Source organism: Blautia sp. HA9023 (genome assembly GCF_056504095.1).
On record NZ_JBWLUR010000008.1, the window covers coordinates 742,225 to 763,717 of the forward strand.

General features: G+C 45.0%; 21 protein-coding genes. 18 read left to right on the forward strand and 3 right to left on the reverse strand.

Features of this window, described 5'->3' with window-relative positions:
* Positions 1 to 17: 17 nt before the first annotated feature.
* The 8 genes from AC04Q6_RS13390 (at position 18) to AC04Q6_RS13425 (ending at position 5,612) form a co-directional block, all read left to right on the forward strand.
* Positions 18 to 290 (forward strand): IreB family regulatory phosphoprotein, encoded by a 273-nt coding sequence (locus AC04Q6_RS13390; protein WP_015527087.1) that lies wholly within the window; start codon positions 18 to 20, stop codon positions 288 to 290.
* A gap of 1 nt (position 291) precedes the next feature.
* Positions 292 to 744 (forward strand): Holliday junction resolvase RuvX, encoded by a 453-nt coding sequence (gene ruvX / locus AC04Q6_RS13395; protein ID WP_021977653.1) that lies wholly within the window; start codon positions 292 to 294, stop codon positions 742 to 744.
* Positions 745 to 792: 48 nt separating this feature from the next.
* Complete coding sequence (locus tag AC04Q6_RS13400) at positions 793 to 1,062, forward strand: DUF1292 domain-containing protein (RefSeq protein WP_118071202.1); 270 nt, start codon at positions 793 to 795, stop codon at positions 1,060 to 1,062.
* A 281-nt stretch (positions 1,063 to 1,343) separates the two neighbouring features.
* Entirely contained in the window at positions 1,344 to 2,978 is a 1,635-nt protein-coding gene (locus tag AC04Q6_RS13405) for a ribonuclease J (protein WP_118062827.1), read from the forward strand.
* Positions 2,979 to 2,982: 4 nt separating this feature from the next.
* Complete coding sequence (locus AC04Q6_RS13410; protein ID WP_021977650.1) at positions 2,983 to 3,321, forward strand: YlbF/YmcA family competence regulator; 339 nt, start codon at positions 2,983 to 2,985, stop codon at positions 3,319 to 3,321.
* A 14-nt stretch (positions 3,322 to 3,335) separates the two neighbouring features.
* Positions 3,336 to 3,740: an endolytic transglycosylase MltG gene (locus AC04Q6_RS13415; protein ID WP_021977649.1), complete on the forward strand. Its 405-nt coding sequence runs from the start codon at positions 3,336 to 3,338 to the stop codon at positions 3,738 to 3,740.
* Complete coding sequence (locus tag AC04Q6_RS13420; RefSeq protein ID WP_021977648.1) at positions 3,737 to 4,429, forward strand: O-methyltransferase; 693 nt, start codon at positions 3,737 to 3,739, stop codon at positions 4,427 to 4,429. The genes AC04Q6_RS13415 and AC04Q6_RS13420 overlap by 4 nt, the downstream gene beginning before the upstream one ends.
* Positions 4,389 to 5,612, forward strand: coding sequence for a peptidase U32 family protein (locus tag AC04Q6_RS13425; protein WP_021977647.1), 1,224 nt, complete (start codon positions 4,389 to 4,391; stop codon positions 5,610 to 5,612). The genes AC04Q6_RS13420 and AC04Q6_RS13425 overlap by 41 nt, the downstream gene beginning before the upstream one ends.
* A gap of 40 nt (positions 5,613 to 5,652) precedes the next feature.
* Here AC04Q6_RS13425 and sigK read toward each other — a convergent pair whose 3' ends face one another.
* A complete protein-coding gene (gene sigK / locus AC04Q6_RS13430; protein ID WP_118071199.1) occupies positions 5,653 to 6,282 on the reverse strand; it encodes an RNA polymerase sporulation sigma factor SigK in 630 nt (209 codons plus the stop codon).
* Positions 6,283 to 6,454: 172 nt separating this feature from the next.
* Here sigK and AC04Q6_RS13435 point away from each other — a divergent pair, with 172 nt between their 5' ends.
* From AC04Q6_RS13435 to AC04Q6_RS13445, 3 genes are read left to right on the forward strand one after another with little or no spacing between them, the layout of a single operon-like run.
* Positions 6,455 to 9,994 (forward strand): DUF5717 family protein, encoded by a 3,540-nt coding sequence (locus tag AC04Q6_RS13435; RefSeq protein WP_242996943.1) that lies wholly within the window; start codon positions 6,455 to 6,457, stop codon positions 9,992 to 9,994.
* Positions 9,991 to 11,265, forward strand: a complete 1,275-nt coding sequence (locus AC04Q6_RS13440) for a DUF5716 family protein (RefSeq protein WP_021977643.1) — start codon at positions 9,991 to 9,993, stop codon at positions 11,263 to 11,265. The genes AC04Q6_RS13435 and AC04Q6_RS13440 overlap by 4 nt, the downstream gene beginning before the upstream one ends.
* Positions 11,262 to 12,041 (forward strand): hypothetical protein, encoded by a 780-nt coding sequence (locus AC04Q6_RS13445; protein WP_118170419.1) that lies wholly within the window; start codon positions 11,262 to 11,264, stop codon positions 12,039 to 12,041. The genes AC04Q6_RS13440 and AC04Q6_RS13445 overlap by 4 nt, the downstream gene beginning before the upstream one ends.
* On the opposite strand, the gene AC04Q6_RS13450 is transcribed toward AC04Q6_RS13445, so the two are convergent.
* A complete protein-coding gene (locus tag AC04Q6_RS13450; RefSeq protein WP_118170417.1) occupies positions 12,038 to 13,477 on the reverse strand; it encodes a helix-turn-helix transcriptional regulator in 1,440 nt (479 codons plus the stop codon). The two genes, AC04Q6_RS13445 and AC04Q6_RS13450, sit on opposite strands and share 4 nt — an antisense overlap.
* Positions 13,478 to 13,646: 169 nt before the next feature.
* Here AC04Q6_RS13450 and AC04Q6_RS13455 point away from each other — a divergent pair, with 169 nt between their 5' ends.
* The 7 genes from AC04Q6_RS13455 (at position 13,647) to AC04Q6_RS13485 (ending at position 20,835) form a co-directional block, all read left to right on the forward strand.
* Positions 13,647 to 14,369 carry a LytR/AlgR family response regulator transcription factor gene (locus AC04Q6_RS13455; RefSeq protein WP_021977640.1) on the forward strand — a complete coding sequence of 241 codons (723 nt, stop codon included), beginning with the start codon at positions 13,647 to 13,649 and terminating at the stop codon, positions 14,367 to 14,369.
* A gap of 92 nt (positions 14,370 to 14,461) precedes the next feature.
* Complete coding sequence (locus tag AC04Q6_RS13460) at positions 14,462 to 15,349, forward strand: amino acid ABC transporter substrate-binding protein (RefSeq protein WP_021977639.1); 888 nt, start codon at positions 14,462 to 14,464, stop codon at positions 15,347 to 15,349.
* A gap of 227 nt (positions 15,350 to 15,576) precedes the next feature.
* Positions 15,577 to 16,227, forward strand: a complete 651-nt coding sequence (locus tag AC04Q6_RS13465) for an amino acid ABC transporter permease (protein WP_021977638.1) — start codon at positions 15,577 to 15,579, stop codon at positions 16,225 to 16,227.
* Positions 16,228 to 16,248: 21 nt separating this feature from the next.
* A complete protein-coding gene (locus AC04Q6_RS13470; protein ID WP_021977637.1) occupies positions 16,249 to 16,941 on the forward strand; it encodes an amino acid ABC transporter ATP-binding protein in 693 nt (230 codons plus the stop codon).
* Positions 16,942 to 17,063: 122 nt separating this feature from the next.
* Complete coding sequence (gene purB, locus AC04Q6_RS13475; RefSeq protein WP_015527100.1) at positions 17,064 to 18,497, forward strand: adenylosuccinate lyase; 1,434 nt, start codon at positions 17,064 to 17,066, stop codon at positions 18,495 to 18,497.
* A gap of 120 nt (positions 18,498 to 18,617) precedes the next feature.
* Complete coding sequence (locus tag AC04Q6_RS13480) at positions 18,618 to 19,892, forward strand: adenylosuccinate synthase (RefSeq protein ID WP_022426147.1); 1,275 nt, start codon at positions 18,618 to 18,620, stop codon at positions 19,890 to 19,892.
* Positions 19,893 to 20,013: 121 nt separating this feature from the next.
* Positions 20,014 to 20,835: an HAD family hydrolase gene (locus AC04Q6_RS13485; RefSeq protein ID WP_119247843.1), complete on the forward strand. Its 822-nt coding sequence runs from the start codon at positions 20,014 to 20,016 to the stop codon at positions 20,833 to 20,835.
* Between the two features lie 284 nt (positions 20,836 to 21,119).
* On the opposite strand, the gene AC04Q6_RS13490 is transcribed toward AC04Q6_RS13485, so the two are convergent.
* A complete protein-coding gene (locus AC04Q6_RS13490; RefSeq protein ID WP_118071194.1) occupies positions 21,120 to 21,347 on the reverse strand; it encodes a helix-turn-helix domain-containing protein in 228 nt (75 codons plus the stop codon).
* Positions 21,348 to 21,493: the final 146 nt, after the last annotated feature.

Sequence of the window (21,493 nt, forward strand, 5' to 3'; positions counted from 1 at the left end):
TAAGGACGTGAGAGACAATGGCAGAAAATAATCTGGGAAATACACAGTATTTCAGAACAAAACCGGATCAGGAGCTTCAGGTAAAGGAAGTCCTGGATCTGGTGTACAATGCAATGGATGAGAAGGGATACAATCCGGTGAATCAGATCGTAGGATATATTATGTCCGGAGACCCGACTTATATCACAAGCCACAAGGGTGCGAGAAGCATGATCATGAAAGTGGAGCGTGATGAGCTGGTAGAGGAACTTCTCACCGAGTATATCAAGAACAAGTCCTGGGAACGGTAATATGAGAGTACTGGGACTGGACTATGGCTCGAAGACTGTGGGAGTTGCGGTAAGCGACCCTCTCGGTCTGACAGCCCAGGGTGTAGAGACTGTATGGCGCAAGCAGGAGAACAAGCTTCGCCGTACACTGGCACGTATTGAAGAGATCATTTCGGAGTATCAGGTTACGGAGATCGTTCTGGGATATCCGAAGAACATGAACAATACCGTAGGAGAGCGGGCCGAGAAATCTCTGGAATTCAAGGAAATGCTGGAGAGACGTACAGGCCTGCCTGTTATTATGTGGGACGAAAGACTGACTACCATGGCGGCGGACCGCACCCTGGAAGAGACCGGCGTGCATAAGGAAGACCGCAAGCAGTATCTGGATCAGGTAGCAGCAGTCTTTATTTTGCAGGGATATCTGGATGCTGCCGCACATAAGAAAGAGCAGCAGGAAGAATCGGAATCATAACCCGGAAATACAGATATTTTTACAAGAACGGATAAGGAAGAATTAAATATGGAAAAAATAATATTTCAGTCAGACGACGGCACAACTGCTGAGTTTTACGTAGAGGAGCAGACCAACATTGCGGGTGTGACTTATCTTTTGGTGTCCGATTCACAGGATGAGGAAGCAGACGCATATATTCTGAAGGACATTTCCGCTCCGGGAAGCACGGAAGCCTGCTATGAGATGGTTGAAGATGAGGGTGAGCTTCAGGCCGTGTATGCGGTTTTTCAGCAGATGCTGGATGACGTGAATTTTGAATGGAGGAGCGATTTTTGAAAAGCGAGAACAACGAGGACAACAGAAACGCAGAGAGCAGAACAGTAAGTTCCGCAGGCGGCGCCAGAAGACAGGTGCCAAGACAGAAAAATGCCGGATCAAGGACAAGACAGTATCGTGGAGGTAAAAACCGCCAGGATAAACCATTCCGCCCGTCAGTGAAGAAAACAGCCGCAGGCGGTGCTGTAAAGAACAGCAGCAGAAACACACAGAGACCGGTTAAGAACAGCGGCAGACCATCCGGACGGAAAAACAGCCGCAGATCATCCTCAAAACTTAAGATCATACCACTTGGCGGTCTGGAACAGATCGGAATGAACATCACCGCTTTTGAGTATGAAGACAGTATTGTAGTGGTAGACTGTGGACTTTCTTTCCCTGAGGATGATATGCTGGGAATCGATCTGGTCATCCCGGATGTAACCTATCTTAAGGAAAATATTTCCAAGGTTAAGGGATTTGTGATCACCCACGGACATGAGGATCATATCGGAGCCCTTCCTTATGTACTGAAAGAGATCAATGTTCCAATCTATGCTACAAAGCTGACACTGGGACTGATCCGCAACAAACTGAAAGAGCACAATCTTGTGCGTTCTACGAAACTGAAAGAAGTAAAACACGGACAGGTGATCAATCTCGGAGATTTTGCTGTGGAATTTATCAAGACCAACCACAGTATCCAGGATGCATCCGCGCTTGCCATTTACTCTCCGGTAGGAATCGTGGTACACACAGGAGACTTCAAGGTAGATTACACACCGGTATTCGGAGATGCCATCGATCTGCAGCGCTTTGCAGAGATCGGAAAGAAAGGTGTACTTGCATTGATGTGTGAGAGTACCAATGCGGAGAGACCGGGATTTACCATGTCTGAGCGTACGGTGGGACATGTATTTGATAATCTTTTTAATGAGTACCGTACATCCAGGATCATCATTGCGACTTTTGCGTCCAATGTGGACCGTGTGCAGCAGATCATCAACACTGCATACCGTTTCGGAAGAAAGGTTGCGGTGGAAGGCCGCAGTATGGTCAATGTTATTTCTGTAGCATCAGAACTTGGATATCTGCAGATTCCGGAGAATACTCTGATCGAGATCGATCAGGTGAAGAATTATCCGGATGACAAGGTAGTTCTGATCACAACCGGAAGCCAGGGTGAGTCCATGGCGGCACTTTCCCGTATGGCAGCCAATATCCACAAGAAGATCACCATCAAACCGAACGATACCATCATCTTCAGTTCCAATCCGATCCCCGGAAATGAAAAAGCAGTTTCCAAGGTTATCAATGAGCTGTCCATGAAGGGCGCCAAGGTTATTTTCCAGGATGTCCATGTGTCCGGACATGCATGCCAGGAAGAAATCAAGCTGATCTATTCCCTTGTGAAACCGAAATATGCGATCCCAATCCATGGCGAGTACCGTCATCTGACTGCACAGAAACATATTGTGGAAGATCTGGGAATTCCGAAAGAGAATATCTTCATCCTTTCTTCCGGAAATGTACTGGAACTGGATGGACAGGATGCCAAGGTGACAGGAAGTGTTCACACAGGAGCAATTTTCGTAGACGGACTTGGCGTGGGTGATGTTGGAAATATCGTGCTCCGTGATCGTCAGCATCTGTCGGAGGACGGAATTATGATCGTAGTTATGACCCTGGAGCGTCACAGCAATGTGGTTCTTGCAGGACCTGACATTGTTTCCAGAGGTTTTGTATATGTAAGAGAATCCGAGGATCTTATGGAACATGCCAGACAGGTTGTGGAAACCGCACTGGATTCCTGCCTGGAAAACAATATCACAGACTGGGGCAAGATCAAAACAGAAGTCAAGGATGCACTTGGTGAATATCTGTGGAAACGTACCAAGAGAAGTCCTATGATCCTGCCGATCATTATGGAGGCATAGGAACATGGATGAGATCAGCATAGACATTGAGAAACTTCTCGATGCTGTGCACAGAAGCGACGAATACCAGGAATATCAGAAACAGGCGGCGGAGCTTGATAAGGAACCTGAGCTGAAGGCCAGGGTGATGAGATTCCGGGGAGATAATTTCAGACTTCAGAACCAGGCTGATAAGGATGAGCTGTTCCAGGTAGCGGAACAGCTCAACCGGGAGTCTGCAAGTCTGAGACAGAACCTGAAAGTAAATGCCTATCTTGACGCCGAGCTTGCACTGTGCAGACTGATGCAGAGAATCTGCAGAACGCTGGTAGCCGGGATAGACATACAGATTCCTGACTTATAGGAGGAAGAAAGACTATGGCAGACACAAGAGACAAGGCAGGCAGAGCCGGGGTTTTTCTGGCTGGAGGGGCATTTAAGATCGCTCTGTATATCTGTATCCTTGTATTTCTGATCTGGGTTGGAAAATCCGCATATCAGTTTGGATATGATGTATTTAATCAGCAGGCCATGAGTCCGGGAGAAGGACAGCAGGTAACTGTAGTCATAAAAGAAGGTGCGTCTGCATATAAGGTAGGTAAGACTCTGGAGCAGAAAGGGCTTATCAAGGATGCAGCTGCTTTTGTAGTGCAGGAGAGAATGTCCGCGTACCACGGTCAGATCAAGGCCGGTACATACCTTCTCAGTACAGCTTATACACCGACCAGGATCATAGCGGTACTGTCCGGAGAAGAGAGTGAGGAAGGATCGAACAGCCAGTGATCGTAGAAGAACGCATGAAGACCTATATCAATTCTCTTGATATGGGGAATACTCCGTTTCTGCAGGAGTTGGAATCAAGGGCACTTGCGGACCGGGTGCCGATCATCCGAAGGGATATGCAGAGTTTTATGAGGATGCTTCTGGCAGTAAAACAGCCGAAGCGAATTCTGGAGGTGGGGACTGCCGTAGGCTTCTCCACACTTCTTATGTGTGAATACGGCCCGAAAGATCTTAAGATCGTTACCATAGAAAATTACGAAAAAAGGATTCCTGTGGCAAAGGATAATTTCAGGCGTGCAGGAAGGGAATCCCAGATCACACTTCTGGAGGGAGATGCCGGTGAGATCCTGAAAACCCTTACCGGAACATTTGACATGATCTTCATGGACGCGGCCAAGGGACAGTATATCCACTGGCTTCCGGATGTGCTGCGTCTGATGAAAGAGGGAAGTGTACTGGTATCAGACAACGTGCTGCAGGAGGGAGACATTATCGAATCTCATTATCTTGTGGAACGGAGAAACCGGACAATTTATAAAAGAATGAGAGAATACCTCTGGCAGCTGACCCACAGCCCGGTGCTTCGTACATCGGTACTGCCACTTGGAGACGGGGCGGCTGTAAGTGTAAAAACAGGAGAACAGGCTTATGAAACGACCAGAACTTTTAGTTCCGGCGAGCAGCCTTGAGGTTTTAAAGGTTGCCGTCATATATGGTGCAGATGCCGTTTATATCGGCGGAGAAGCCTTTGGACTTCGTGCAAAGGCTAAGAATTTTTCAAAAGAGGACATGCGCGAGGGCATTGCTTTTGCCCATGCCCATGGTGTAAAAGTTTATGTGACAGTAAATATCCTGGCCCATAACCGGGATCTTGAAGGCGTAAGAGAATATCTTCAGGAACTGAAGGAAATCGGTCCTGACGCACTGATTATCGCAGATCCGGGAATCTTTATGTATGCAAAGGAAATCTGTCCGGAGATTGAGCGCCACATCAGTACACAGGCGAACAATACCAATTATGAGACATACCGTTTCTGGTATAATCTGGGAGCAAAACGTGTGGTAAGTGCAAGAGAACTTTCTCTGGAGGAAATCCGGGAAATTCGGGCACATATTCCGGATGACATGGAGATTGAGACGTTTATCCATGGAGCTATGTGTATTTCCTACTCCGGAAGATGCCTTCTGAGTAACTTTATGGCAGGCAGGGACGCCAATCAGGGAGCCTGTACGCATCCGTGCAGATGGAAATATTCCGTTGTGGAGGAGAAACGCCCGGGAGAATATATGCCGGTATTTGAAAATGAGAGAGGGACTTTTATTTTCAATTCCAAGGATCTCTGCATGGTAGAACATATGGAAGATATCCTTACCAGCGGTATTGACAGCCTGAAGATCGAAGGCCGCATGAAAACAGCTCTTTATGTGGCAACGGTAGCCAGAACTTACCGTAAGGCCATTGATGACTGTATGGAAAGTCCGGAAAAGTATCATGCCAATATGCCATGGTATCAGGAACAGATCTCAAACTGTACCTACCGTCAGTTTACGACCGGATTTTTCTATGGAAAACCGGATGAGAACACACAGATCTATGACAGTAATACCTATGTAAGAGAATATACTTATCTTGGATTTGCGGAAGAGATCGATGAGAGAGGTCTGGCAAGACTGACACAGAGAAATAAATTCTCTGTGGGGGAAACCATTGAGATCATGAAACCGGATGGAAGAAATATCCCGGTTACAGTGGAAGCCATTTATAACGAAGAAGGAGAATCCATGGAAAGTGCACCACATGCACAACAGAGAATTTATGTGAAACTGAACGAGACACCGGAGGTATTTGATATTCTTCGAAGAGGTGAGTAAAACAGATATTTAAGGGGAGAACGAAAAGAACGTTCTCCCCTTACTGTTTTTCGGGAAAAAGTGTTCGGAGTTTACGGAGCGCATTTTTTTCAATGCGGGATACATAGGAACGGCTGATGGAAAGATTTCTGGCAATTTCACGCTGTGTCAGAGGATCCTGACCGTTCAGACCGTAGCGGCAGCAGATCACTTCATATTCTTTTTGGGTAAGGATCTGAGGGATATGACTGAGAAGATGGGAAATACTGTCTTTCTGGAAACAGTCTTCCACAACATCTACGGGTGGACTTTCAATGATATCAAGAAGGCTGATCTCATTACCTTCCCGGTCTGTTCCGATAGGCTCATAAAGGGAAACTTCCCTGGATCGTTTTTTTCGGGCGCGGAGCATCATGAGAAGTTCGTTGTCAATGCAGCGTGCCGCATAGGTGGACAACTTGGAAGTACGGCAGGGATCAAAAGTAGAGATTGCTTTGATCAGGCCGATGGTGCCGATGGATATCAGATCATCGGGATCTTCGTCGCAACCCTGGTATTTTTTTGCGATATGGGCCACAAGACGGAGATTACGTTCGATGAGAATGTTTTTTGCCTCCGGATCGCCCCTTTGGAACTGCAGAAGATAAAATTTTTCTTCCGCAGCAGACAGCGGTTTCAAAAATGTTTTCAAAGATTCACCTCAAAGGGGATTTCCATACAGTTTATGAAATGGACGTGCTTTTCGTGCTTTTCCAACAGAATATTTACAGGGGTGTCATCCTGTTGCGCCAGTTTCTGATCTGGTGTATAATCATAAGATATGAGTGTTAATAATCAACGTACATTGACGAGGAGTATATATTTTGAAAAAGAGGATAGAACAGCTTCTTAACGGAAAATTTATTTATGAACAGCCGGAACTTCTGTTTTCCCAGGAGGAGATTTCCGTCACTCTGAAAGCAGGAGAAACGACGAAAGACGAACTTTATTTTGGCACAGATGACAATCGCAGGATTAGTGGATTTGTAACATCCTCTGATCGGAGACTGGTGCCTGGATTTGACCGCTTTTCAGGTACGACAGTACGTATGCCTTATGGCGTGGATGCAGAAGGAATGAAACCCGGGGAAAGTTTTGCGGGATGGTTGTGTTTTACTACCAGCATCGGAGAATACAGGCTGCCTTTTAAGGTAACAGTGCAGACAGAAGAAGTGAAGAGTTCAGGCAGAAAAGTGACTTCCATGGAAGAATTTATCCGGATCGCAAAGGAGGATTTCCATGAAGCATACAGGCTTTTTACGGAACGCCATTTTTCCCTGATCCTGAAAGAACAGAGTGAGAAGCTCCGTTCTCTTTATGAAGGAATGTCTCAGCAGCCGGTAACATACCAGCATCTGGAGGAATTTCTGATCACAGCCGGTGCCAAAGATAAGGTGACACTGGATCTGAACAGAGAAGAGGCGAATTTCTATGAGGTCAGTGAATCCATACAGGAGTCTTTTTATATTCACAGAAGCGGCTGGGGCCATCTGCGTGCAGATATTGAAGTGAATGGGGACTTCCTGGAAACAGGGAAACATGTTGTGACGGAAGAAGATTTTATTGGAAGTACCTGTGAAGTGGAATATGTGATCCATAAGGAAAAACTGGGAAAAGGTAACCAGTATGGTGAGATCATTGTACGGACTCCTTATCAGAAACTGGTGTATCATGTGTTGGCGTCCAGGGGAAACGGGAGCTCTGTCAATCTTGACCTTTTGGAGAAACAGTACCGCGTATCCATGCTCAGGGAGTATCTGACTTTTGCATGCGGGAAAACCGGCTTTCAGACATGGGCAGCCGAAGCACATGAAAAACTGGATAAAATGGGAGAGAGCGGACTGAAATATCCGGAATATCAGCTTCTGGAAGCGTATATTTTCCATCTGGAAGGAGAAGACCAGAAAGCAGAAGACATTCTGGTACGTTATCAGAATAAATCTTTTAGTCATAATGAACTGGAACAGGCAGGGCTTTATCTGTATCTGTGTACCCTGACAGGACTGTACAGAGATGAGGAACAGGCGCTTCGTAAGATTCAGAATTTTCAGATGCAGAAAGAGGACAGTTACATTCTTCTGAAACTGGTATTTGAGATGGATCAGACTCTTTCCCCATCCAGAAAGATCTTTTTGATGGAAGAGCTTTTTGAAAGAGGATGTACCAGCCCGTTTCTGTATCTGGAAGCATGGAACAGCATCTGCCGGGATATGTCATTGCTTCACCGGATGAATCGTTTCTGGGCGCAGGTATTTCTTTTTGCCGGAAAAGAGAACATGCTTACAGAGGAACTTGTGATGCGGCTTGCTTATCTTTCCGGTTATGAGAAATCATTTAATGAAAGCCTGTACCGGGCTATGGTACTGGGGTGTGAGGCTTTTCCGTCGGATGACACAGTAGAAGCGATCTGTAAATATATCATGAAGGGAAATCCACGAAAAGCAGAATATTTCCGCTGGTTTTCCGCGGCAGTAGACCAGGGAATCCGGATCACACGTCTTTATGAATATTATGTAGAGACACTGGACACTTCTTACAGAAGAGTACTTCCGAAGCCGCTGCTTATGTATTTTACTTATAATAACAATAATCTCGGAGATTCCAAGAGAGCGTATCTTTATGCCTGCATCATCGCCCGGAAAGAGCAGGATCCGCAGACTTACGAAAGCTATCGGGACAGCATGAGAGATTTTGCCATGCGCAAGCTGAGAGAAGGAAGAATGAATGAAAATTATGCTGCTGTCTATCAGGAATTTATGCGCGAACCGGCAAATACGGAGGAAGCACAGGTTATTGCTTCAAGGATGTTTACGTACCGCCTGTATACAGATGATCCCAAGGTACGCAGCGTGATCATTCGTCACAGACAGATGAAACAGGAAGAAATTTATCCCTGTGTGCATGGAATCGCCTATCCGAGGATCTATACAGAAGATGCTGCAGTGATCTTTCAGGACGAAAAACAGAGACGCTATGCGTCAACAGTGGATTATAACATGACACCACTTTTTGACGACAGGGAAATGGTACCGACAGTATTGGAAAAGGGCGCAGATGAAGCAGGTGTGCTGCTTTATTATTGCCAGACACAGGATATTTGCCGCACAAATCTGGGGATTTTTCAGAAGCTGGTCCTTTCATCTGCGTTTACAGGAGAATACAGAGATGCTGTTCGAAAACGGATCCTGGAATATTACAGGGATCATGTACAGGGAGAAGATCTGGATGCCTGCCTGGAAATGATGGACTATCGGGAATATGCTATGGTCGATAAGAAGATACTGCTGGAAATCCTCATCCAGAGAGGCTTGTTCCCACAGGCAATGAGTGTTGTGGAGGCATTTGGCTTTGAAGGAGTAGAGGAATGTGAGCTGCTGAAACTGGCAAGCCGGATGATCATTCGCTGTGACTGTACGGAAGATGAAGAGCTGATCGCACTTTCTTCCCATGTATACAGAAATGGAATTTATGATGAAGTGATCCTTCAGTATCTGATGAAATTCCGGTTTGGTCCTGTGGAAGAACTTCTGGATATCTGGAAAAGTGCCTGCGGTTTTGAGATGGATACGTACAGCCTGGAGGAAAGGATACTTTCGCTTCTGATGTTCACTGCAGATTACCGGGAAGAAGGCGAAAAGATCCTGAAATCTTATATCAGTCATTCCGGAAAGGAACAGGTAATCGGAGCTTACCTGACACAGATGGCTTATGGAATGTTTGTAAAGGGGATGCCGGAGACTCCGTGTCTCAGAGAATATCTCAAAATCTGCAAACGGAAAGAATGGCCAACAGACAGAATCTGTGACCTGGAACTTCTGAAAATACTTTCCGAAGAAAAAGCATCCGATGAGGAAGAACTTGCTCTGGAGGAAGAAATTCTGGCTTCCTGCGTAAAAGATGATATGGTATTTGAGTTTTTCCATGATCTGGATCAGAGGATCCTGCGCCCGTATCAGCTGGATGATAAGACTTTTGTAGAATATCATGCTTCGCCTGAGACTTCTGTTACTTTGTATTATTTGTTGGATACAGGACTTGGAACCATGCCGGAATATAAGAGCGAGCCGCTGCGTAATGTCTATGAGGGAATTTTTACCAAGACGTTTACTCTGTTTTACGGTGAGACTCTGCACTATTATTTTCAGACAGAAGATGAAAACGGTGTGCACAGGACTGAAGAGAAAATGCTGACCATGAATCTGACGGATGACAGAGCTTCCAGTAAATATCAGCTGATCAATCAGATCCTCTGTGCAAGAAAACTGGAGAAAGATCCGGAAGTGAAGGAGAAACTTTCACAGTATCTCCGGCAGGAACAGTACGTCAATGAAATGTTTGTCATAGAGAAGGAACCGGAAAGATGAATGAAATTCGAGATTTGCTGATAGGAATCGATATTGGAAAAGAATATACACAGATCTGCTATTATGACAGAAAAGCAGAAGAGGCCCGTTCTCTTTCCATGAAAGTGGGAACCAGCCAGTATGAGGCTCCGGGCTGTATCTGTTACCGTACAGAGCAGAACGATTACTGTGTGGGCCTGGAAGCACAGTATTTTTCCAGAGAAAAAGGCGGGATCATGCTCGGAAATATTTATGATATCTGCCAGAAGGAAGAAAGCATACAGGTGGCGGGAGAGGATAAGGAGCCGGCAGAGCTCCTTGCTCATTTCCTGAAAGGAATGCTGAAATTTCTTGGAATTCAGGACATTGTAAAAAACACAAAGTGCATGTGTATCACTTCTCCTGAGCTTGATGCCATACAGGTGCGTAATTATCAGAAGGCCTGTGGAATTGCCGGTTTTCCGGCAGAGAAATACATGCTTATGGATTACGGGGAAAGTTTTTATTACTATGCATTGGGCCAGAAAAGAGAAACCTGGAACCGAAGTGTGGCCTGGTATGCGTTTGATGGAGATAAAATTGCGTTTCGTAAGCTGACGATCAATGCTGCATCCAGACCTATACTTGTCAATCTCGAAGAACCGGTGAGTACAACGCTTGAAACGGAGGATGAGATCCGTGATGTGGAGTTTTGCCGTTTTATAACAAAAACTCTTGGAAAAGAACTTTTTTCCAGTGTGCAGATCACAGGAGAAGGGTTCGACCAGCAGTGGGCACAGCAGTCAGTAAAGCTTCTGTGTCATCAGGGACGCAAAGTATTTTACGGAAACAATCTCTTTGCAAAAGGAGCCTGCATCGCCGGTAAGGACAGACTTGAAGACAAAAAATTAAAAGGGTACAGATATTTAAGCGATTCCCTGGTTACTGCGGATGTGGGAATGGATATGCGGGTGATGGGTTCTCCTGCGTATTATCCGCTGATCGAAGGCGGCAGCAACTGGTATGAATGCAATGCAGAGTGTGAACTGATCCTGGATGATACGGAAGAACTGGTCTTTGTAGTAAATCTTCCGGATGAAACGGAGAGAAAGCGGGTGGCAATGGCGCTTAAAGGTTTGCCAAAACGACCAAACCGGACGACCAGACTTGCACTTACGTTGAAATACGTATCATCGAAAGACTGTGAGATCACAGTAAAGGATCTTGGATTTGGGGAAATGTATCCATCCAGCGGGAAGACATGGAAAGAACTGGTACGCTGGGATGAGACAGAAGAAAGGAAACAGGTATGAGCGGATATATTTTATGCCAGGTAAAGAAAGCAGAGAAACCATTTTACATTGAAAATATCAGCACGAATATTTATTCCATAGAAGAACTCTGCTATTATCTTTATAATAATCTTTACCTTGTGGATCGTTCTCTTATCAGTAATAAGCTGTGTACCTGGCTGGATGAGGAACTGAAACTTCCAAAACTTGCGGCGAAGCTTCGACCTTTCATTGGAAAAGAGGCAGGTCTGGAGGAAATTCTGTATCCGATATTTAAAGAGATCAATTATCTGGCTTATGAAGAACTTCGTATCCTGAATGGAAGGATTGAAAGAAGAAATAAGGAATCCGAGGAGATACGGGAAAAGAGAAAAGGGGATGCCCTCATGGAAAACCGGATGTACGTGAACGCAATCCGTGTTTATCAGAAGCTTCTGGAAAAAGATTCCAGAGAAATCTCCAGAGAAATGAGAGAGCGGATTCTGCATAATCAGGGATGTGCTTACAGTTATCTGTTTCAGATGGATAAGGCACTGGACTGTTTTTTTGCTGCATGGAAGGTAAACCAGTCAGAAAAGGCACTGAAGATTTATCTTCTGGCTTACCGAAGTGTGCATACACCGGAAGAATTTGAAAAGATACAGGAAGATCTGAAGGCAGAGGATTCCGTAAAAAAAGAAACTGCCAGAGCTCTGGAACAGTTTATCAGCCTCCCGGAGCAGAAGATTGCACCCGGAGAGACCGACAGGATATTGGAGGATCTTACAAGAGAATATCACAGAAGTACAGGCTCTTAAAGCTGTTCAAGAAGTCCCAGCAGGATCTGCCGGGCTTCTTTTTTTGTGTAGACAGCTTCTTCTTCGGAAAGAGAAGAGAGATAGTCGTCCAGAGCCTGTCCGATACTGGTTTCTTTCAGATAAACGCACATAAAAGTATCTTCTTTGGAAAGAAAACAGAGAAAAACAGAATAATCGGACAGAACTTCAAGATGGATCCCCGTTTCAGGGAGGACAGAATGCTTAAGGATTTTGCATTTTTCACCGCCCATATCTGTGTCAAGAATGTGCTGGATCGATTTTCTCCGTTCTTCTTTTGGAAGTGGTGTCTGATGATAGGAATATGGACCGTCCAGAAGACCGGTCTGTGCAAACTTCCGGATTCCATTCAGGGTGAAATAGTTACAGGAAGTGTCGTTTTCTGTAAAGGCAAACTGCGGCTGTTTTAAAATAGAAACCAGTTGTGTATAAACAGAGTTGGAATGATCAATATCTCTGTTTTCAAAGAGGGCCTGTACAAAGTCGGGTCCATAGGACATCAACGCAAGACATGGATGAGACTCCAGCGCAAAGTTTGTTGTAATATTGGTGTTCATAATGGAACCGAAAATCTCCAGGATCTGTGAAGGAGAATCCGACTGCTGGAAAAAACGGCTGGAGTTTTCCAGGATTTTCTGAAATTCCTGCTGATAGGAATGTATAACTTCCGGATTTTCTGTAGATATGAAAGTTGACATATCAGAAGAAATAAGCAGGAGTTTCTTTTCTGTAATAAAGAAAAACGGAAACAATTCATAACAGGAAAGTTCTCTTCCGGCCTGGGTGTAATAATAGTAGGGCTGATAATTGAGAAAGCCGCACAGGATCGGAAGAATGGTACACAAAAAAGTTTCCAGGTTCATATTATAGTCCGGTGATGCGGTAGGATTCTGGTGAAGCGGAAGAATCTGGATAACAGGAGGAAGCTTTTGATATTCCGGATAGAGATGTGCAGAAACTTGTACAATAAGCCGACAGTTTGCAGGAATGTTGGTGCAGATCTTTTCGTCGGAACCGGAGAGCAGGATATCTTCAAAAAGGTTTAAAACTTTTTTTTCCACATCAAGTGAAAAGTCTCCACTGTAAAACGGAAGAGAAGTAAGCCTGTGAAAACCAGAGGAGAAAAGCATCTGCTGGGTGCTGATCACACGGAGAAGTTCCTGGATGTATTTCCGATTATAGTAAATTTCTTTTCCAATTTTTTCGATTTTATATAATTCAATCAGTTCCTGACGCTGGGATGGATTAATCCGGATCGAATCGCAGAACTGACGGACAAAATCCATTCCAGGCAGACGTTTGCCTGTGATCATACGCTGCAGAGAGGTACGGTCAAGGCCTGAGGATGCAGATAACTGGTATACCGTTTCTCCTGTATTTTTTAGATATTCACGGCATTTGCTGCTGAAGTCAGACATAATAATTCTCCTTTTTTCATACTTGTGGCATTATTATACAAAAACAGATCAGGAATTGCAATTATTTGTAAAAAATCCGAGCACAATTGGTGGCACATATTGCGAGACAGTTTTTTTGAAAATAGAATAGATCATATCAAGAAAGAACAGGGCGGAGGGAACCAGAACCATGGCAGTGATAACTATTGCGGTATGTGATGAAATACGAAAAGATGCTCAGAAGCTTTACAGACAGCTTTCAACGCTGCTTCCGGATGCAGAGATCCTGATATACCGTAGCAGGCAGAGCCTTCTTGACGGACTGACGGAAGGGCATAAGATCTGTAATGTGGTATTTATGGGGCTGGATGGTGAAAATGGAAAGAGCCTGGAGACAGTCCGTGCGATACGGCTTCGGGGAAATTATATTCCGGTCATCATGGTAGCGGAAAATGAGAAATTTTATAAAGAAGCTTTTGAGGTATTTGCTTTTAATTATCTGACGAAACCTGTAGAAAGCGGAGAACTGGAGCATGTGCTGTTACCTATCCTGACCACCTGTGAAAGAGAAGGCGGAAAGGCGCTGCATTTTCATTACAGAACTCAGGTTTATACACTCCAGCATAACAGTCTGGCGTACATATCCAGCAGCCTCCATAATGTAACCTTCCACCTTACCGACGGAAAGAAACTCAGCTGCAGAGCGCGTCTGGGAGATTTTGCGGGACAGCTTTCCGACAGTAATTTTATGAGATGCCATCAGAGCTTTTGCATCAATCTGGAGAAAGTGAACACACTCAAAAAGAACAGTTTTGTAATTGGACAGACTGAGATCCCTATTTCCAGGGCCTATTTAAAAACCGCAAGAAAGAAATACAAAGATTATCTGGCAGAGCAGAAGGTTTGCTCTTGACAGCTCCTTTTTGGTATGTTACTATAACCATACGCTTTCACGCAGTAGAGTGACCACGTGATAAAGGAATAACGAAAAAAAGGAGAACGATCATGAAGAAGAGAACAGTTGCAGTAGTAATGGCGGCAGCGATGACAATAGGAATGATGGTAACAGGAGTAAGTGTACAGGCTGGTGTTGAGGATAAGACACTGATCGTCGGATTTGACGCAGAGTACCCTCCATTCGGATATAAGGATGATAATGGAGAATATGTGGGATTTGATCTTGACCTGGCTCAGGAAGTATGTGATAATCTTGGCTGGGAGCTTGTCAAGAAGCCGATCAACTGGGATTCCAAGGATATGGAGCTGAATTCCGGAACCATCGACTGTATCTGGAACGGATTTACCATTAACGGCCGTGAGGATGATTATACATGGAGCGATCCTTATATCAACAATGAGCAGGTGATCGTAGTTGCCAAGGATTCCGGAATTGAGAAGCTTGCAGACCTTAAGGGTAAGAACGTAGTTGTACAGGCTGCATCCGCTGCACTGGACGCACTGAATAACGACGATAACAAGGATCTGAAGGACAGCTTTGCATCTCTTACAGAGAATCCGGATTACAACACCGCGTTTATGAATATTGATTCCGGTGCTGCAGATGCGGTTGCTGTTGATATTGGTGTTGCCAATTATCAGCTTTCCCAGAGAGGCAAGGATAAATATGTGATCCTTGACGAGCCGATCCAGAATGAGCAGTATGGCATCGGATTTAAGAAGGGTAACGATGAACTGAAAGATCTGGTATGGGATGAAGTCAAGAAACTTGACGAGTCCGGTGAAGTTGACAAGCTTGCAGATAAATATGAGCTGGATAAGAGTATGCTCTGCATCAGCGAGGATAAGGAGGACTCAGATTCCGATTCCACAGAAGCTGACACAGAAGAAAGTGCAGATAGCACAGAGAAAGAAGCGGATTCTGAATCTAAGTGATCCAGTCTCAGATTACAGCAAAAACTGTGAAGATATTTTTCAGAAACTATCAAACAGCAGGAGAAATAAGAAACATAGCAGAAGTTTTTGAAGCTTTTGCATAAAAAGGAAATGAGGGTGCTTCGGCGTTGGAAGAGCTGCCGGGCACGCTCATTTCCTGTTGTTTACAGGAATTACAGGTATCAGTCCGATAAATGGGACAGATACTCCGAACCAGGAGGAAAAAAATGAGTTTTAGTGTAATGCTTCAGCAGCTGGCAGGAGGAATGCTGGTCTCCATTGAGATCTTTTTTGTAACTTTGCTGTTTTCTCTGCCGCTGGGACTTCTGATCTGTTTTGGCAGAATGTCCAAAAACAAAGTGATCCGTGCCATTGTATCCGCTTACATATCCATCATGAGAGGAACTCCTCTGATGCTGCAGCTGATGGTTGTATATTTCGGTCCATATTTTATCTTTGGAATCCGTATTTCCATGGGATACAGCCTGATCGCTGTATTTATCGCATTTGCCATCAACTATGCGGCCTATTTTGCAGAAATCTACCGTGGCGGCATTGAGTCCATGCCGGTTGGACAGTATGAGGCTGCAAAGATCCTCGGATACAATAAAGTGCAGACGTTTTTCCGCATCATCCTTCCACAGGTGATCAAGAGGATCCTGCCATCCATTACCAATGAAGTTATTACACTGGTCAAGGATACTTCCCTTGCCTTTGTTGTGGCAGTAGCGGAGATGTTTACCATTGCCAAGCAGATCGCAAGTGCACAGACGACCATGATGCCCTTTGTGATCGCTGCCGTATTTTATTATGTATTCAATCTGATCGTGGCAGTTGTGATGCAGAAGGTTGAAAAGAGCATGAATTACTACCGTTAACCGGAATGGAGAGTATATAATATGAAATTATTTGAAATGAAACATATCAAAAAAAGCTTTGACGGACTGGAAGTCCTTAAAGATATCTCTCTTGATGTGGAAGAGGGAGAAGTGTTAAGTATCATCGGTCCTTCCGGTTCCGGCAAGTCCACCATCCTGCGCTGTGCCACAGGTCTTGAGACACCGGACAGCGGCGAGATCATCAAAACCGGAGATGTGGGACTGGTGTTCCAGCAGTTTAATCTGTTCCCGCATTTTTCCGTAATGAAAAATATCGTAGACGCACCCTTAAAAGTGCAGAAAAGAAAAAAAGACGAAGTCTATGCCCAGGCAAGAAGTCTTCTTAAAAAAATGGGTCTTGCAGATAAGGAAAATGCGTATCCTTTCCAGCTTTCAGGAGGACAGCAGCAACGAGTATCCATTGCCCGTGCCCTCTGCATGAATCCGAAGATCCTGTTTTTTGATGAACCGACATCTGCACTGGATCCGGAGCTCACCGGGGAGATCCTGAAGGTTATCAAGGATCTGGCACAGGAGCATATCACCATGGTGATCGTCACCCATGAGATGAATTTTGCAAGAGATATTTCCGACCGCATCATCTTTATGGACAAGGGTGTGATCGCGGTGGAGGGAACCCCACAGGAGGTATTTTCTTCCGATAATGGCAGAATGAAGGAATTTCTGGGAAAATTCCATCAGGGTATGGAGTAACAAACGGTTGCTTTTGAAGAGGCAATGTTATATAATTTCAAGAGGCGTGAATTAACCAGATCCGGGCAGATAACGGATCATTCGCCATTCCGGCCCGGATGTATGTAATCAGGAGGATAATAATGAATACAGACAGATATGTAAGCCCGCTGTCAGAGCGGTACGCAAGCAAAGAGATGCAGTACATTTTTTCCCCGGACATGAAATTCCGCACATGGAGAAAGCTGTGGATCGCACTTGCTGAGACGGAACGTGAGCTTGGCCTTAACATCACCCAGGAGCAGATTGATGAGATGAAAGCTCATGCGGATGATATCAACTATGATGTGGCTAAGGAGCGTGAGCGTCAGGTTCGCCATGATGTAATGTCTCACGTGTATGCGTTTGGTGTACAGTGCCCGAAGGCAAAAGGCATCATCCATCTGGGAGCAACCTCCTGTTATGTAGGAGATAACACCGACATTATCGTTATGACAGAGGCACTGAAACTTGTCCGCAAGAAACTTGTGAACGTGATCGCGGAGCTTTCCAAGTTTGCAGCACAGTATAAAGATCAGCCAACTCTGGCATTTACTCATTTCCAGCCGGCACAGCCCACAACCGTAGGTAAGAGGGCAACTCTCTGGACACAGGAATTCCTGATGGATCTTGAGGACCTTGAGTATGTATTAAGCACTATGAAACTTCTTGGTTCCAAGGGAACAACCGGTACACAGGCAAGCTTCCTGGAACTCTTTGACGGAGATCAGGAGACTATCGACAAGATCGATCCGATGATCGCCGAGAAGATGGGATTCAAGTCCTGCTATCCGGTTTCCGGACAGACTTATTCCAGAAAAGTGGACACCCGTGTGCTGAATATCCTTGCGGGAATCGCTGCAAGTGCACATAAGATGTCCAACGACATCCGTCTTCTTCAGCATCTGAAAGAAGTGGAGGAGCCATTTGAGAAATCCCAGATCGGATCTTCCGCCATGGCATATAAGAGAAACCCGATGAGAAGTGAGAGAATCGCTTCCCTGTCCAGATATGTGATGATCGATGCCCTGAATCCGGCTATCACATCTGCGACACAGTGGTTTGAGAGAACTCTGGATGACTCTGCAAACAAGCGTCTCAGCGTTCCGGAAGGATTCCTTGCAATTGACGGAATCCTGGATCTCTGCCTCAATGTTGTAGACGGACTAGTTGTTTATCCGAAGGTTATTGAGAAGAGACTGATGTCCGAGCTTCCGTTCATGGCGACTGAGAATATCATGATGGATGCAGTTAAGGCAGGTGGAGACCGTCAGGAGCTTCATGAGCGTATCCGTGAGCTTTCCATGGAAGCAGGCAAGAACGTGAAGGTAGAAGGCAAGGATAACAACCTTCTTGAACTGATCGCTGCGGATCCGGCATTTAACCTGACTCTTGAGGATCTTCAGAAATCCATGGATCCGTCCAGATATACAGGACGTGCAAAAGAGCAGACAGAGGCGTTTATTGCCAATGTGGTACAGCCGGTTCTGGACGCACATAAGGATTTGCTTGGCGTTAAGGTTGAGATCAACGTATAATTCCAAGATGTTATAAACATTAAGAAATGAACACAGACAGGAATGACGTGTCTCTGTGTATTACAGGCAGAGAACATGTCGTTCCGAATAATAGAGAAAGACACAAGGAGGAACTGTGTTATGGTAACTGCAGTAGTAGGAGCAAACTGGGGAGATGAAGGTAAAGGCAAGATCACAGATATGCTTGCTGAGAAAGCTGATATCATCGTAAGATTTCAGGGTGGAGCCAATGCGGGCCACACCATCGTAAATGATTATGGTAAATTCGCACTTCATACACTTCCGTCAGGTGTGTTTTACGGACATACGACCAGTGTCATCGGAAACGGTGTTGCACTGAACATTCCGGTATTCTTCAAGGAGTACAACGAAGTAGTAGGCCGTGGAGTACCGGCACCGAAGATCCTGATCTCCAACAGAGCACAGATGGTAATGTCTTACCACATTCTGTTCGATCAGTATGAAGAGGAGCGTCTTGGAGGCAAGGCTTTCGGTTCCACAAAATCCGGAATCGCTCCGTTCTATTCTGACAAATATGCAAAGATCGGCTTCCAGGTAAGTGAGCTCTTTGATGAGGAAGCACTGAAAGAGAAAGTTGTACGTATCTGTGAGACCAAAAACGTAACACTTGAGCATCTCTATCACAAACCGCTTCTGAAACCGGAAGATATCATGAACGAGCTGATGGAATACAAGAAAATGGTTGAGCCATACGTATGTGACGTATCTCTCTATCTCTGGAATGCACTGAAAGAGGGCAAACAGGTTCTTCTTGAGGGACAGCTCGGAACTCTGAAAGACCCGGATCACGGAATCTATCCGATGGTTACATCCTCTTCCACACTGGCTGCTTATGGTGCCATCGGTGCAGGCCTGCCTCCATATGAGATCAAGAAGGTCGTAACCGTATGCAAAGCTTACTCCAGTGCAGTTGGAGCAGGTGCATTCGTTTCTGAGATCTTCGGCGAGGAAGCAGATGAGCTGAGAAAACGTGGCGGTGACGGTGGTGAGTTCGGTGCTACTACAGGCCGTCCGAGACGTATGGGATGGTTCGACTGTGTTGCATCCAAATACGGATGCCGTCTCCAGGGAGCTACAGACGTTGCTTTTACAGTACTGGATGTTCTGGGATATCTGGATGAGATCCCGGTTTGCACAGGCTATGAGATCGACGGAGAGGTAACAACAGAATTCCCGACAACTGTGCAGCTTGAGAAAGCAAAACCGGTTATTGAGAAGCTTCCGGGATGGAAATGCGATATCCGTGGAATCAAGAAATACGAGGATCTTCCGGAGAACTGCAGAAAATATGTAGAGTTCGTAGAGAAACACATCGGATTCCCGATCACCATGATCTCAAACGGACCAGGAAGAAACGACATCATTTACAGATAATCATTTACTGTGACAGGATTACGACAGGCAGCGCCGGGGAAATTTCTCCGGCGCCCTTTTGTTAAGAGGCTGATGATAATATTGGCTATAACAACTGGTATATCATGTGAAAGGATTCCGAATGAAAAATTTTAAAAGAATTGCGGCACTGGCAGGCGTTGTTATTTTGCTTCTCGTGTTCTGCATTCCCATGGTGTTTGCATGGGGCAGCAGTGAGAACTCACAGGCTTTGTTCCGGGGCGCTTTTGCGGCAGCAGTACTGGTACCGATCGTGGCTTATGTTTTCTGGATGGCGTACCGGATCTGGGGACCTGAGAAACCAAAGGAGGATGAAAACCGTATGATCGAGAATGTTATTTTTGATGTGGGAAATGTGTTGATGGGATATGACTGGGAAGAGTATCTGAAGAGCTACAATTTTCCGGAAGAAAAATATGAAAAAATTGCGGATGCAACATTTCGAAACCCAATCTGGGAAGAACAGGACAGAGCACTCCACGAGGAGTCCTGGTATGTAGATAAATTTGTAGAAAGTGCACCGGAATATGAGAAGGATATCCGTGAAGTGGTACGACGGGATCCGGAATGCATGCATCTTTATGACTATGCGGAAACCTGGGTGAAATATCTCAAAAACCAGGGATATCATCTCTATGTTCTTTCTAATTACGGAACTTATATGCTGGAGAGAACCAAAAAAGATATGCCGTTCCTGAAATATATGGACGGAGTGGTATTTTCCTGCGACGTACAGCAGATCAAGCCGGAAGTGGATATTTATGAGACACTTCTGAAACGCTATGATCTGAAACCGGAGAAGTCGGTATTTATGGACGACCGGGCCATCAACTGTGAAGGGGCTAGAAAAGCAGGGATCCGTACCATTCAGTTCGAAAACCTGAAACAGGCGGCAAAAGAGCTTGAGGAACTTGGTGTGAAGTAATTTGTGATGATGCAGTATGAGTTGCTGTAAAAAGAGAAACGCAGAGAACCTGCACCATCGCGAAGCCCTCTGCGTCTAAAGGGGAGGATATGATAAGTATCTCCCGGAACGGAATCGGTTATACAGATAATATATAAAATTCTCCGTTTTTTTATGACAGCAGGATATTGCTTATCATGAAAAATTTATCCTGAAATTTTTTATTGCGGAACTTCTCTTTAACGAAAGGCAGATACATTTATCTGCCCGGATGGAGGTTCCGTATTTTTGACTACATTATTACGTTATTCTTTGTTCTTCTTCCGGTATTCACCGGGAGTCATTCCATAAGTTTTCTTAAAAGTACGCATAAAATGTTCCGGACTTTCGTAACCTACAAGTTCGCAGATGGCATGATTGCTGAGAGAAGTTTCCCTGAGGGCACGGCATGCCTGGTTCAACTTGATATCCCGGATGATCTTTCTCCTGAAGGTAAAGTGTTTTGTAAAAAATCTCATCTTCATTGTAGGCATAAATGTATTTCTGAAATTCTTCTCTGGTAAGTTTCATAACAGTCCCCTTTTCGTGCGGATCTTTCATAAGAGATAAGGAAAGTATATCATAATCATCGAAAAAAACGTCAGTGTTTTACAAAAAAAATCACAATTGGAAGAAAAAG

Coding starts and splice junctions, on each gene's coding strand:
- AC04Q6_RS13390 (WP_015527087.1), top strand. CDS start 18: ATGGCAGAAAATAATCTGGGAAATACACAGTATTTCAGAACAAAACCG.
- ruvX (WP_021977653.1), top strand. CDS start 292: ATGAGAGTACTGGGACTGGACTATGGCTCGAAGACTGTGGGAGTTGCG.
- AC04Q6_RS13400 (WP_118071202.1), top strand. CDS start 793: ATGGAAAAAATAATATTTCAGTCAGACGACGGCACAACTGCTGAGTTT.
- AC04Q6_RS13410 (WP_021977650.1), top strand. CDS start 2,983: ATGGATGAGATCAGCATAGACATTGAGAAACTTCTCGATGCTGTGCAC.
- AC04Q6_RS13415 (WP_021977649.1), top strand. CDS start 3,336: ATGGCAGACACAAGAGACAAGGCAGGCAGAGCCGGGGTTTTTCTGGCT.
- AC04Q6_RS13425 (WP_021977647.1), top strand. CDS start 4,389: ATGAAACGACCAGAACTTTTAGTTCCGGCGAGCAGCCTTGAGGTTTTA.
- AC04Q6_RS13440 (WP_021977643.1), top strand. CDS start 9,991: ATGAATGAAATTCGAGATTTGCTGATAGGAATCGATATTGGAAAAGAA.
- AC04Q6_RS13445 (WP_118170419.1), top strand. CDS start 11,262: ATGAGCGGATATATTTTATGCCAGGTAAAGAAAGCAGAGAAACCATTT.
- AC04Q6_RS13450 (WP_118170417.1), bottom strand. CDS start 13,477: ATGTCTGACTTCAGCAGCAAATGCCGTGAATATCTAAAAAATACAGGA.
- AC04Q6_RS13455 (WP_021977640.1), top strand. CDS start 13,647: ATGGCAGTGATAACTATTGCGGTATGTGATGAAATACGAAAAGATGCT.
- AC04Q6_RS13460 (WP_021977639.1), top strand. CDS start 14,462: ATGAAGAAGAGAACAGTTGCAGTAGTAATGGCGGCAGCGATGACAATA.
- AC04Q6_RS13465 (WP_021977638.1), top strand. CDS start 15,577: ATGAGTTTTAGTGTAATGCTTCAGCAGCTGGCAGGAGGAATGCTGGTC.
- AC04Q6_RS13470 (WP_021977637.1), top strand. CDS start 16,249: ATGAAATTATTTGAAATGAAACATATCAAAAAAAGCTTTGACGGACTG.
- purB (WP_015527100.1), top strand. CDS start 17,064: ATGAATACAGACAGATATGTAAGCCCGCTGTCAGAGCGGTACGCAAGC.
- AC04Q6_RS13480 (WP_022426147.1), top strand. CDS start 18,618: ATGGTAACTGCAGTAGTAGGAGCAAACTGGGGAGATGAAGGTAAAGGC.
- AC04Q6_RS13485 (WP_119247843.1), top strand. CDS start 20,014: ATGAAAAATTTTAAAAGAATTGCGGCACTGGCAGGCGTTGTTATTTTG.
- AC04Q6_RS13490 (WP_118071194.1), bottom strand. CDS start 21,347: ATGCCTACAATGAAGATGAGATTTTTTACAAAACACTTTACCTTCAGG.